Consider the following 12942-nt stretch of genomic DNA (forward strand, 5'->3'; position numbering starts at 1 on the left):
TCCTTCTCCTCCGTTTACCTTAACCTGAGTTTACAGTTTGCCTGTATTTAACACTGACGTGTTTGGAGTTATTTGCATCCTTTATAGCAGAAATCAATGTGTTCTTGTGGGGTAGGTTTTGTTGCCAGACTCACCACAACTGCTGCTATTGCTGCAATAGGTGTTGCAACAAGGATTGGATCTACCAGTGTCCACGTTCCTGTAAGGATTGTATCTACTCCAAAAAGAGCCTGTGAGATCCCAAGGGGTACAGCTTCTTTTGCGTGGACAAATGTCAGCCAAAAAAGACTGCTGAATGTACCTACGATAAGGCTTGCAATTGCACCCTCTTTAGTCATTCTTTTCCAGAACAATGCTCCTGCATACATCGGGAGGAATGCTGCTGCACAAAGCCCGAAGAAAATTGCAGTTCCTCTGGCGACGATGCTTATCGGAAGGGTGTAAGCCAGAATGACACTGATAATAATTGTAACGGAAATTCCCATTCTTGTAACGGTTACAGTCTGTCGAGATTTTCCTTTCATAAGGAATTCCTTAAAGAAATCGTGACCAATTGCAGTTCCCATTGTATGGTATTGTGAGCTCATGGTTGACATTGCTGCTGCAAGAAGTGTTATCATGAAGATGACCACAAACAGATCAGGCATTGCACTGTTAATGTATTTGGGCATGATTGAATCCATATTCCCGCCGGCTGCAACTAGCGAAATAACTCCCTCCGTCTCAAAAAAATAAACATTTGAAAGTGCGCCTACAATGTAAGCTACTCCTGCCATCATAAGAATAAAAGGTCCTCCAACAAAAACAGCCCTGTTGAGGGACTTCTTGCTGTCTACTGTCATGAAACGAACTGCAAGTTGTGGCTGGGCCAGTACTCCAATTCCAACACCAAGAATGATTGTTGATACCATAGTCCACCATATTGGTGTGCCGAACGCTGGCATGGAAGTCCAGCCGGTATGACCGCCTGCTTTCAAACTTTCAGGGACAAGATATGCCATGTTAGTAAGTGCCTGATGGGCTTCCACGACACCTCCCAGTTTGGCATAGGTCAATACAAGAAGTATTGCCATACCTACAATCATAAGTCCGCCTTGAAGGGCATCAGTGTACATTACTGCAAGTAAACCACCGGTAATTACATAGGCTGCGACCATTACTGTAAGAATCAAAACTGCTACATCATAATCAATTCCCAGAGCAGTTTCCACAAACCTTGCTCCGCCGATGAGGACTATTCCTGCATAGAGGGGCATAAACAAACCAATCAGGGCACCGGAAAATCCCTGTATGAAACGTGACTGGAATCTTTTTCCCAGAAGTTCCGGGAAGGTTATTGCATTAAGGTTCACTCCCATACGACGAGTACGCGATCCGAAAATTGCAAAGGCAATGAAAATTCCGACTACGATGTTCATGAATACTAGCCACAGGGTTCCAAGGCCAAGGGTTGCACTCACTCCTCCAAAACCAACAATAGCTGCGGTACTGATAAAAGCCGCACCGTAAGAAAGTGCAAGGATAACAGGATGGACTTTTCTTCCTGCCACCATATAGTCGTCAACTTCTCGGGTACGTTTGTATGCAAGCCAGCCACACCAGAAAACAAGAAGAAGGTATATCAGTATTACGATTCCAAAGAGTGCTGTGCTTACAGCCATTATTCTTCCTCCTCTTCATTCCATTTTAAAAGACCATACACTGCACATCCAACTGCACTTACGATGCAAAGGATGTATGCACTCCAGATATAAGGATCATCAATACCAAGCATTTAAGCTACCTCTGATTACCGACATGTGTTAACATGTAACATATTACATGTGTTAGGTTATATGTAACATATTTGAAACTTTCTATGTAACAATGCCGAACGATGGTGAAAAACGAGTAACAATGCTATAAGTTGTACAATGAAAAAAAGAGTTTCTCTTTAACATTGTGTGGATAAACTCAGTTTTCCTGCCACAAGAATCATTGTATTTCTTCACTTCTCAGTTCTTCAACCCATCTGATCCTCTTAAATGCATCTTGAAAATAGAACAAGGAATTTACTTTCTTAAATAAAATCAAGATGCATATTCACTCTCTTTTTAGAAATGCTAGGATTTAATTGGTACAATCTAATACAGGTTGAATGAGTTCTTGATCTTCATATTGAATTAGAGGAAAATATTAATACCGACTCAATCTTGAGGGGATCACTTTTACAATAATAATGCACAATGCTGCTGAATATTTAACACATATAATATATCTGATCTTTAAAAAACGATGATTGTTATTTGCTTAACCATAAAGTATAACTACGTGTTACTTATTAATAGATAATTGTTATTAAAATGAAAGCCATTCAGACACGGGGTACAAAAGTACCCCCTCCTCTCTTTTATCAAAAATTAATGATTTTTATTAAAACTCAATTATTTCAGCTTCATTGGTATCTGGATCCCAAAAGGCAAGTGTCCTTTTCCCACTAAGAACACCACAGCATTCACCTGGATTGATTACAAGAGTTCCACTGATTTGCTTAATTGACGGCTCGTGTGTATGACCTCGCACTACAAGATCGAAATTCCCTGATTTTGCGAGGGAATCAATAATTTTTTCGTTGGTTCCGTGGAGAAGTGCGATTTTACGGTTTTCAATTTCAAGGGATGCAAAATTCCCATATATAGTGGCTCCAAATACCTCAAACCAACTTTTAATAGTTATTTTATCGCCCTCGTTGTTCCCGAAAACCATGTACAATTCAGGCTCTAGTTTGCTAAATGCACGTGCCATGAAGGGGGAGACGAGGTCTCCTGCATGGAGCACAGCAGTGACTCCTTTATTATTGAGAATTTCAATTGCATCTTCTACTGCTTCAAGGTTATCGTGAGTGTCTGAGATTATACCGATCATCATTCTGCCTCGTTAGAATTGTTGTTTATTATTTGAGTGAGTGATTCCATGTACCTTAAAAAGGTTTCATTATTGTAACAAACTATTATTACTTTATCAATTTCATTGTTATGTAATAAGAAATTATGAATTGCTTCAACTGCAATCTTTGCAGCTCTTGGAATTGGAAAACGATATGCTCCAGTACTTATTGCTGGAAAAGCGATTGTCTTAATCCCATTCTCAACAGCAAGTGTGAGAGAGTTCAGATAACACCGCTCCAGTATTTCATCTTCCCTGTCTTTCCCGCCCTTCCAGACCGGTCCAACAGTATGAATTACCCATTTCGCAGGAAGATTATAACCCCTTGTTATCTTTGCATCGCCGGTTTTACAACCTCCGAGGGTACGACATTCTTCAAGAAGCCCAGGTCCTGCAGCCCTGTGAATAGCACCATCAACCCCGCCACCCCCAAGAAGGGTGTTGTTTGCAGCATTAACAATTGCATCAACGTGCTGTTTAACAATGTCTCCCTAGATGATTTCTATTTTTGGATGGTCCATACAAGACAGGTGATTCCTATTCGGATTAATAAATATCGGGTATCAGAACACAAAGGTATCAAGTATAAGAGTTGCAATGAAAAGCAAAATTCCAAGTATCGCCAGCGGAAGGGTATAATTGTAAATAATTTTTTTAATCGGATCCCGGGTTGTTCGATGGATCAGCCAGAAATAGGGGTCTGTCATATATGGCACAATCAACGTTCCTGCCGAAATCATAAGAATCTGAGAGGGTTGAGTGATACAGGCTGCATAAGAGCTCTGCGCAATAATCGATGATGCAACAATTGCAGTCACAACCCTTGAACCCTGTGCTGTTTGCACAAGTGCTGCAAGAACAAACGGGATCACTATTACAGGAAATAAACCTTCAAGCAGAAGGTATGCATCATTTGCAAAAGAACTTGCTGCAATTACTCCTCCCAATGCTCCGGCCCCGCAAAGATCAAGCATAATTATTCCTGCATTTTTTGTTCCGTTTTCAAAAACAATGCTGCGGTTTTTTTCCTTAAGAAGCAACAAAGAGAATAAAGCAGCAAGAAACATGGCTAGATTAATGTTTGTCAGGAGGCTGAATCCCCGGTAAGCATAGCCGGCGGCAAGCAACATAATCGGCAAGATTATTGGAATCCATGCAATGTATGATATGCTTTTGGTTAATTCATCACTGCCTTTCCATGTATCTGTATGAACATCTTTTTTCCAGAGTATGAGGTAACCAATAACCAGTAATACAATTGAAATCGGTATAGTTATTCCGTTAAAGGTTGCCACATCTTTAATTCCCAGATTGGTTGTAATGCTGTATAGTACTGGCAGAGGATACAGGAGCACAAAGGAAAGGGTGCTACCAATTGCTGCAGTGTAGAAGCACTTTTTCTTGACATTTTCTTCAACTTTCAGGTTTTCTATAAGTGGCACCATTACAACGTAGGCTGTCATGCAGCACATCAGCGGAATTGAAAGCAGGTATCCCACAATTCCCGATGATAAGGCAGGCTTTTTTGATACCTTTTCAATATCAGAAACAAATCTTGATCCATAGTTTTCATGCCTTACAACCTGTGCGATAAGGGAACCACAAAAAATAGGGATAGCAAGCAAAGAAAATATTTTTCCTGCACTCTGCGTTGTGAGGACAATTGTCATTTCCTGCATTCCTGAAAGGAATCCGTAGAACAGGGCTGCTCCTGTCAGAGCAAAAAAAGGAGGTATCCTGAAACGCCACAGTATGATAGTTATCATCAAAAGTGTTATTATAAATAACAGGATACTTGTCATCTTAAATCAACTCATCCAATGTTATTCTTGAATAACTTTATTGCTATAGCAACAGTAAAAATAGTGGCAGTATATCTTAAGTAATTATTCTGAGGCTTTTTGATGATGTCGTTACAGAAATATGCGGACTCATGTATCAATTGCAGGAAATGTATCGATGTCTGTCCGATAGTGATAGCTACTGAAAATGAAAATTTTTCCCCGCAATCGAAATTACGTCTTCTCTCCAGAATAGAGGCAAATGAATCCATTTCGGAAGAAGATATCGATAATGTTTATCTTTCGACAAGATGTGGTGCATGTGATGCCGTATGTCCGATAAATATCCCCATTACTTCTATTATCCAGCGGGAAAGGCAACTCCTTTCAGAGCAAGGACTTGAACCTCAGCGTACCGGACAAATAGTTCAGAATATCCTTGAAAGGAATGTTCCAGGGCACATGGATGATTCAAATCGGTTTGACTGGGTCAGCGATGATCTTGAATTATCGGAAAAATCCGATGTTGCCTATATGGGAGGATGCTGGGCATCGTTTGCTCATCCGGAAATTGCTCGAGATACAATAAGACTTCTGAATGCTGCAGGCGTTAAGCCAATGTTATTGGCTGAAGAGAAATGTTGCGGTTTATTTCTCATCGACAACGGTCATCTTGATGATGCAGCATTGCACGCGGAAAAATACGTAACTTACATAGAATCCTTAGGTGTAACAAAATTAATTGTATCATGTCCCGGTTGCTATGAAGTGCTCGGAAAACAATACCCGCTTCTTTTCAGGAAATCAAGTTTTGAAGTGATTTTATCATCTTTCCTCTTTAAAGAAATGATTGATAAAGGTATACTGGTTCCAAAAAAAGGCGAAGGCAAAGTTGCTTTGAGGGATGCCTGTCCATTAAGAGAGGACTGGGAAATATTCCGGGACATAATATTCTCACTTGGTTTTGATACGGATGAACTGTTTGAGACAAATATGTGTTGTGGAGCTCCCGCAGGTGTTAAACCCAATTATCCGGAAGTGTCCAAAAAAGTTGCAATGCTTACAATCGAGAAAGCCAAAAAAAAGAATGTAAAACTGATTTCATATTGCCCGTTTTGCCTTTATCATCTTGAAGGTACTTGCAAGGAATGTGGTGAAACCCTTGACATGCAGGATATCACTTCCCTTATTGCCGAAAGGGTTTTGTGATGCCTGTCAGACAATCTGGAATATTTTGAGCATGTTTGTGCCGCGTCCTGTTTCAGATTTCGTACCTCTTGTGAGAACTACAAGATCACCACAGCTTGAAATACCCATGTTTTTCAGGATTTCAGTAGTGCGATATTCCCAATCTGGCTTTTCGTTTTCAATGCAAATTGGATATACTCCATATGATAACGTAAGTTGCTCACATATATCACGATGGCTGCTCAATGCAAAAATCCAACGTTGTGGCTTGAACCGGGAAATATGCCGTGGCGTTCTTCCGGTAACGGTAGGGGTAATAACATAATCAAGATCCAGCTTCTGGATGGCCTCATTTACCTGCAATGCAATCACATCACTGATTGACATTGCCATACTGTCCATCTCCCCTACCAAACTGCACTTATCTCCTTCTCCATACTTTGCACGAATAGACGTTGCTATTTTGTCAATTCCTTTGGTTAAGATATCAAGACCCCATCCGGTCTCATTTCTCCATTTTTCGGTCCTTTCGGCAATTTTTGTCATCATCCTGACCGATTCAACCGGATACTTCCCAATTGTGGTTTCACCAGAGAGCATTACTGCATCAGTGCCGTCAAGGATTGCATTTGCAACGTCAGTGACTTCTGCTCTTGTGGGGCGATTGTTCTCGATCATAGACTCAAGCATGTGAGTTGCGGTAATGACAGGTTTGCCCACAAGGTTTGCTTTATGGATTATTACTTTCTGGAGTATCGGCACTCCCTCAATTGGAACTTCTACTCCAAGATCTCCGCGTGCAAGCATAATTGCATCCGATTCTTCGATAATCGAATCTATGTTCTGGACAGCAGATTCTCTTTCGATTTTTGCAATAAGGTAGACATTTTTGCCTCTGCTTGCAGCAAACTCACGAGCTTTTTTGATATCATCTGCTTTTTCGATAAATGAGAGGCTGAATGTATGAATTCCTTCTGAAAGGGCAAAATCCATAAACTCCAGATCTTTTTTGGTAATTGAGTCGATAAAAAGCTTTGAACCAGGAAGATTCACTCCCTTATGTGACGATAGTATTCCACCGACCATAACATCGCATTCGACACCCTTTTCCGTGACTTTCCGACACAGTAACTGTATGAAACCATCATTGAGATATACATGTGAATTCGGGCTAATGCTTTCGTATAGTTTGCTATAATTGACAGGAATTATCTTAGAATTACCTTCAATTTCATCCGTGGTCAGGTAAACACGATCTCCTGTTCTCAGGGTAACCGGTTCATCTCCCATGTTTCCTACCCTGATCCTAGGCCCGGGTAGGTCAGCCATTATATTTACGATAGAATTAAGATCCGAAGCCGCTTTGCGGATATTTTTGATCGTATTTCGGTGTTGCTCAATGTCACCATGAGAAAAATTAATCCGAGCAACGTTCAAGCCTGCAAGAATCAGTTCCTTCAGTTTGCTTTCGGGAGAAGAAACCGGGCCTATTGTACACACAATTTTAGTTTGGTGATCAGGAAGATCCATTTATTTAACCCCTGGATGATTCTGTTTTTTTATTCATTGCTATCTTTCTTTTTTTTACCTACTTCCAGACGGCACCATTCACTGATTTGCCTGTCGGCATCAGTCATCTCATTTTCAGGTTCGACAAAAGACTCGCACCAGTCTTTGATTTCCTCTTCGGTGTCCTCGATTTCTTCATCCCCAAGTTCGCCTTTCTTGTTGTTGGAATTATTATTTTTCATTTGTAACCCTCCAATTAGATACATACATTTTATTTGTCAACCAATTTAGCTTTTTCAATTACAAAGCGTGCGGTGTACTCATCCAGCTCTACAATCCGACTTTCCAGTATATGGATTCGCTTCCTGAAAAGAGGAGCATCCAGCACAAAACTCTCAAATTCCCCACCTTCGCCGGCAATGTTTAATCCTATCTTCTCATGCAGATTTGCCAGCTTTTCAATGTCATATTCAGTTATTACTTTCCCTAACCAGCTACTGCTTAATCCATATGCTGCAATGCTGCTGAAGATAAACGAAAAACCATAATCAAGCAGTTCTCTCATCTCTTGTTCCTGATCCATCCCCCAAAGAGGAGAAAATACCTCGATTCCAAGTTCCCTGCAGATATTATCGATCCTTTCTTTCTGGTAGTTCGAGTGCAGGGCTCCAGTAATAATTCCCTTGATTCCGAAATCTTCCATTGCTTTTTGGATTGCATTTTTCAGGTCTTCAAGCTCTACTTCTTTTTCCCCTTTAGTATTCCATTCAATAAGCGGGATTCCCATTGCATAGGCCTGCATCTGTGCAAGATTTATGTTAGGCGTGTGGAACATGTATGAATCGGGATTCTGGCTTCGAACCGTAATGAGACACCTGATTGGATATCCCTGCTCATGCATTAGGTGAAGGGCATAATTACAGTCCTTTCCTGAACTAAAAAGCACACCTAATGGCGTTTTTTCTTTTTTTACCAGACTTTTAAGATATTCAGATTTAAGCTTAAATCCATGCTTTTTTGCCAGTTTCTCAATTGCCTTATCAGAGCGACTCCCATACTGTGCAGCCTTCTTCGGCCTTTGTGCAGTTTCAGTATCCATTCCAAGTTTCCCAGCTATCAGCCTTAAAATGTATTTGTTCTCATTATCATGCATTTTGCAGTTCTCAGGAAGATTCAGTGCATACTCCATAACTTTCCTGTCAAGAAACGGTGCCCTCAAAGAAATACCGCATTCTGAACCGATGAGTTCATCACGATAGGTATCACGAATATGTATACCAAGCGTATCCTTCAGGCATTCTTCGGAAAGGTTTTCGACAAATTTGTGGCGACCATATCCACCGAACATTTCATCGGCTCCACTTCCAGTAAGAAGGACTTTTATCCCATCTTCACTGGCTGCTTTTGTCGCTGCATAAAGGGCAAGGGCCACTCCAAGCATTGGAACAGATGTTGTTTCAAGCAGTGGGACGAGTTTTTTCAGATAGCTTTCCGCCTGTTCAAGTGAAATACTTACAACCTTTAATGGGACACCAAGTCTTTCGGTAACTTTTTTTGCATGTTCTATATCAGGAGCTTCAGTTTCTCCTTCAAAACCTGCTGTGTAACAGGTAAACCGATTCTCAGGTCGAATCTTCTTGCAGATGGCTGCAATAAGGGATGAATCCAATCCTCCTGAAAATAAAATTCCAAATGGTTCAACTGGTATACGTATTGCAGTAGTTTCTTCAAGCAATACTGATAATTCTTTGCCAGCAGTTTCACAGTTCTTTTCTATCTTTTTTATTCCGAAATTGTGAGTCCTTTCAAATAAAGTACAGTTTTTTTCCTTTGAGTCATAAATGAGTATTTTCCGGGGATTTAGCTTTTTGGGATTTACATCCTCTGGGAGAAACTTTTTTTCGGAGGCTGCTGCAAATCCGATTTCAGAAGTGTACCAGATAGCTTTCAGTCCTTCAATATCGCAGGCAATAAACACATAATTGCCAACTTTGCCTATTATTGTGTAAGCCCCTCTTACGTTCCTGAGTGCTTTGTCCAGATTTTCAGCAACACTTTTCCCGGTATAATCAATGTCCTGCAGACATTCACTAATTAATTTTTTCAGGACTGCATTGGATTTGTCAATGTTTAGCTTGTTTTGTTCCACCAACTCCTCGAGGTTATAGATGTCGCAATCTGCTACGATAATGTTTTCTGCAATCTCGCGCCCATATTTTGTACATGCAGAAGCTTCAATTATCATGCTTGTGCGACCGGGTAATTCACATTCAATAATATTATCAAGTAACCTTCCTTTTTTTTCAGAGTATATCTGTATGTTAGCATGCCCTCGCTTATTCAATTCATCTATTATGCGTTCTAAAAAAGATTTTTGTAGGTTTTGATCGAAATATGCCGCAATTCTGCTCATGATGGGGAAACTTCCGTGATGCAATATAGACTTGGATTTATTAATAGCTCAACTTGACAGCTTAAAAAGAAACAATAAGTATTTGAAGTTTAACGTTGACTATAAGTTTTATCATAATCATTATAACGGATTATATTAGTAGGCATTAGTGAGCGTCTTATCGTGTTATCTGAAGACAAAACTGCTGAAAAATGGTTCCAGACCGGATTTCACTCGGAATATCCTGAAGACAAAATCAAATATTACTCATAGGTCATCGAAGGCCCAAGAGATCCGCTTCTATGGGACGATGAAGCAGTTGCCCTCGTATGGATGAACTAGGGTATTGCCCACTGTGATTTGGCTGAGTATGAAAAAGCAATTGAATGCTTTGAAAAAGCCCTTACTCTTGATTCTGATAATCCCTTTATATGGTACAATAAAGGAATTGCTTACTCTAACCTTTGTGATCTGGAATGTGCTCTTTCATGCTTCGAAGAAGTTCTTAAGCTTGATCCATCTTATGATAATGCATGGATTAACAAAGGCTTAATGCTTTGTATGCTTGGTAAGTATAGGGATGCGATAAAATGCTATGAAAATATTTCCTTTGATAGAGATTCCATGACCGATGAGAAAAAAGCTTTTGTGTGGAACAATAAAGGAATTGCCCATTCATATCTCGGGGAATATGAGGACGCAATCAAATGTTTTACCAAAGTCTTGCACATTGATCCTGACTACGACGACGCCAAATCAAACATGCAAAAAGTAATTCGAAAATTATCAGCCGAAGAAAGTGATAATTGATATTTTCATCATAGCTTAATCTGAAGTCCAGTCATTATTTAATACTAAGAATCCCTTTATTCTAAAAATAAACAATGCGAGGGGTGTCGAATTCTAGGTAATTTAAAAGATACCGTAAGAGTAGGAATTCTTCCTGTTGCTTCTAGGATTCCTTTATCTCCAAATGTCATAACTGTTCTTGGACTTGTTGTAAGTGCAATAGCAGCCCTGATGTTTGCACGTGGTGAATTGGTATTAGGTGGAATCCTGCTTTTGCTCAGTGGTATTTTTGATGTTTTAGATGGAGCAGTGGCAAGGGCTTCAAATTTTACCACACCGTTTGGGGGAGTACTTGATTCGGTTTGTGATCGCTATGCAGATGCATTGATTTTTGCAGGAATTATTTACGGACTGGTATCAGGTAGTATAAAATCCAGCCTTTTTGGTGCAGATCTATGGCTCTGGTGCATATTTGCAATGATTGGTTCATTTATGGTAAGCTACACACGCGCAAGGGCTGAAGCTGCCGGCTCCGGTGTTCTCAATGTAGGAATTGCCGAGCGTTCCGAACGCATGATTCTACTGATGATTGGTGCATTCACAGGATTCTTGGGGCCTATTTTAGCATTTGTTGCTATTATTACCCACATAACTTTATTACAAAGGATTATCTCCGCAAAAGGTAGATTGTGAACAAAGATTATATAATTGCAAGTGTTTAAACTGCCTGATTGCTTTATATCTTTGATGCTAAAACAATTTCAGAGGACCTAAAATGCTCTATCTTGCAGAAGTCACCGTTAAACTCAAAGCAGGGATGCTGGATCCTGAAGGTACCACAATCAAACGCGCTCTCGAACACCTTGGCTACCATCCTAACAGTGTCCGGAGTGCAAAAGAATATCTCATCGAGCTCGAAGCTGAATCTGCAGACAAGGCTCGTGAGCAAATAGACCAAATGTGCCAGAAACTAATTGCAAATCCCATCATTCATGATTATATAATTGATTTGAGGGAGATTGAATGAGCATCGCAATCGTGCAGTTTGGTGGAAGTAATTGCGACCTTGATGTACTGCATGTATTGAAAGCTGTGGTGGATGCAGATGCCAATCTTGTGTGGTACAAGGATGCAGATCTCAGTGATTATGATGCTGTGATAATCCCTGGAGGTTTTTCTTATGGTGACTATCTGCGCTCAGGAGCTATTGCTTCCCGAACGCCTATAATGGATTCTGTACGCAAAATGGCAGAAGATGGAAAACCAATCCTGGGAATTTGCAATGGTTTCCAGATCCTAACAGAAGCAGGTCTTCTTGAGGGTGCTCTTACTACCAACCGTTACCCAAAATTTAGGTGTGAATGGACATATCTTAAAGTAGAAAATACTGATACTCCCTTTACTTCTAACTTCAGGAAGGGTCAGATTGTCCGTATTCCAATTGCACATAAGGATGGGAACTATTTCATAGACGATACAAGGCTTGCAAACCTTGAGGACAATGGTCAGGTTGTTTTTAGATACGTTGATGAAAACGGCAATGCAACAGAAGAAGCAAATCCAAATGGTTCCAGAAACAACATTGCAGGAATCAGCAATTTTCAGGGGAACGTTGTCGGACTCATGCCGCATCCCGAAAGGGCTTCTGAAGAAATCCTTGGTTCTGCAGATGGTCTTGCAATGTTCAAATCAATGGTTGAACACATTAGTTAATGAGGATGTTTCAAAAATATAAATACTACTTATACTAATTATAGTTTTCAAGGGATTGCTACTGGATATTGCGTGTTTCATCTAATGTGGAATTAAAGTATAAGAAGGAATTGTGAAACAGGTTAGATGTCAAATCCCCTTAAGATGGCAATTTCCGGAAAGTTCTCTATTTACATGCTTTCTTCTGGGATAATAGGCATTTGCTTAACCTTTCTTCTTTTTCTTGCCCTTGAATACGGACGAAAGATCAACGGCGTAAGTACCGTCTTCTTTAATAGCCATCACAATTTCCTTACGATTTAAGAGAGAATCAAGGTTAAGTTCATAGGAACCGGGAGCAAGTATCCGAACAGATTCAACTCTATTCCCGTTTTCTTCTGTGACACTTCTTTCCTGACGTTCGATGCCGATTAAATCATCAATTTCTTTGATGAAATCTTCCGATGGTGCATTTTCCTTTTTTTCTTCGGAAACCTCTGGCTTCACCTGCTCTTCTGCAACTTCTTGTTTTTTCTCGTTCTCAGGCATTACATAGAGGAATTTGTTCCAGCCGCAGTTAGGGCAGCCGTTAAGAATAATTGAGGCGCCGTCTTCAAAGATAGATCCGCATCGGGTACATTTATGTGGCATCTGTTCACCGTTTCA

At 40.3% G+C, this 12942-nt stretch carries 14 protein-coding genes; 5 read left to right on the plus strand and 9 right to left on the minus strand.

Features of this window, described 5'->3' with window-relative positions; translation table 11 throughout:
- Nucleotides 1-68: 68 nt before the first annotated feature.
- From PWQ49_RS02445 to PWQ49_RS02460, 5 genes are all read right to left on the minus strand, one after another.
- The gene (locus PWQ49_RS02445) at nucleotides 69-1661 is read right to left on the minus strand and encodes a sodium:solute symporter family protein (RefSeq protein WP_300607326.1); all 1593 of its coding nucleotides are present in this window, start codon (nucleotides 1659-1661) and stop codon (nucleotides 69-71) included.
- Nucleotides 1661-1774: a symporter small accessory protein gene (locus tag PWQ49_RS08270; RefSeq protein WP_363321793.1), complete on the minus strand. Its 114-nt coding sequence runs from the start codon at nucleotides 1772-1774 to the stop codon at nucleotides 1661-1663. The genes PWQ49_RS02445 and PWQ49_RS08270 overlap by 1 nt, the downstream gene beginning before the upstream one ends.
- Nucleotides 1775-2412: 638 nt before the next feature.
- Nucleotides 2413-2907 (minus strand): metallophosphoesterase, encoded by a 495-nt coding sequence (locus PWQ49_RS02450; protein WP_363321794.1) that lies wholly within the window; start codon nucleotides 2905-2907, stop codon nucleotides 2413-2415.
- Nucleotides 2904-3410: an O-acetyl-ADP-ribose deacetylase gene (locus tag PWQ49_RS02455; protein WP_300607550.1), complete on the minus strand. Its 507-nt coding sequence runs from the start codon at nucleotides 3408-3410 to the stop codon at nucleotides 2904-2906. Before PWQ49_RS02455 ends, PWQ49_RS02450 begins: the two co-directional genes overlap by 4 nt.
- Nucleotides 3411-3488: 78 nt before the next feature.
- Nucleotides 3489-4727, minus strand: a complete 1239-nt coding sequence (locus PWQ49_RS02460; RefSeq protein WP_300607329.1) for a hypothetical protein — start codon at nucleotides 4725-4727, stop codon at nucleotides 3489-3491.
- 102 nt (nucleotides 4728-4829) lie between these two features.
- Here PWQ49_RS02460 and PWQ49_RS02465 point away from each other — a divergent pair, with 102 nt between their 5' ends.
- A complete protein-coding gene (locus tag PWQ49_RS02465) occupies nucleotides 4830-5915 on the plus strand; it encodes a (Fe-S)-binding protein (protein WP_300607331.1) in 1086 nt (361 codons plus the stop codon).
- A 6-nt stretch (nucleotides 5916-5921) separates the two neighbouring features.
- Here the strand turns inward: PWQ49_RS02465 and pyk are convergent, their stop codons facing one another.
- From pyk to PWQ49_RS02480, 3 genes are read right to left on the minus strand one after another with little or no spacing between them, the layout of a single operon-like run.
- Nucleotides 5922-7424, minus strand: a complete 1503-nt coding sequence (gene pyk, locus PWQ49_RS02470) for a pyruvate kinase (RefSeq protein ID WP_300607333.1) — start codon at nucleotides 7422-7424, stop codon at nucleotides 5922-5924.
- Between the two features lie 29 nt (nucleotides 7425-7453).
- A complete protein-coding gene (locus PWQ49_RS02475; RefSeq protein ID WP_300607336.1) occupies nucleotides 7454-7645 on the minus strand; it encodes a hypothetical protein in 192 nt (63 codons plus the stop codon).
- 29 nt (nucleotides 7646-7674) lie between these two features.
- Nucleotides 7675-9816, minus strand: a complete 2142-nt coding sequence (locus tag PWQ49_RS02480; protein ID WP_300607338.1) for a diphthine--ammonia ligase — start codon at nucleotides 9814-9816, stop codon at nucleotides 7675-7677.
- A 324-nt stretch (nucleotides 9817-10140) separates the two neighbouring features.
- Between PWQ49_RS02480 and PWQ49_RS02485 the strand changes: the two genes are divergently transcribed.
- The 4 genes from PWQ49_RS02485 (at nucleotide 10141) to purQ (ending at nucleotide 12297) form a co-directional block, all read left to right on the plus strand.
- Complete coding sequence (locus PWQ49_RS02485; protein WP_300607553.1) at nucleotides 10141-10605, plus strand: tetratricopeptide repeat protein; 465 nt, start codon at nucleotides 10141-10143, stop codon at nucleotides 10603-10605.
- Between the two features lie 168 nt (nucleotides 10606-10773).
- Entirely contained in the window at nucleotides 10774-11277 is a 504-nt protein-coding gene (locus tag PWQ49_RS02490) for a CDP-alcohol phosphatidyltransferase family protein (protein ID WP_363321797.1), read from the plus strand.
- Between the two features lie 82 nt (nucleotides 11278-11359).
- The gene (gene purS / locus PWQ49_RS02495; protein ID WP_300607340.1) at nucleotides 11360-11611 is read left to right on the plus strand and encodes a phosphoribosylformylglycinamidine synthase subunit PurS; all 252 of its coding nucleotides are present in this window, start codon (nucleotides 11360-11362) and stop codon (nucleotides 11609-11611) included.
- A complete protein-coding gene (purQ, locus tag PWQ49_RS02500; protein WP_300607343.1) occupies nucleotides 11608-12297 on the plus strand; it encodes a phosphoribosylformylglycinamidine synthase I in 690 nt (229 codons plus the stop codon). Before purS ends, purQ begins: the two co-directional genes overlap by 4 nt.
- A gap of 204 nt (nucleotides 12298-12501) precedes the next feature.
- Here purQ and PWQ49_RS02505 read toward each other — a convergent pair whose 3' ends face one another.
- Nucleotides 12502-12927 (minus strand): Zn-ribbon domain-containing protein, encoded by a 426-nt coding sequence (locus PWQ49_RS02505; protein WP_300607345.1) that lies wholly within the window; start codon nucleotides 12925-12927, stop codon nucleotides 12502-12504.
- Nucleotides 12928-12942: the final 15 nt, after the last annotated feature.

This window comes from Methanohalophilus sp., from assembly GCF_030156785.1.
GTDB lineage: Archaea > Halobacteriota > Methanosarcinia > Methanosarcinales > Methanosarcinaceae > Methanohalophilus.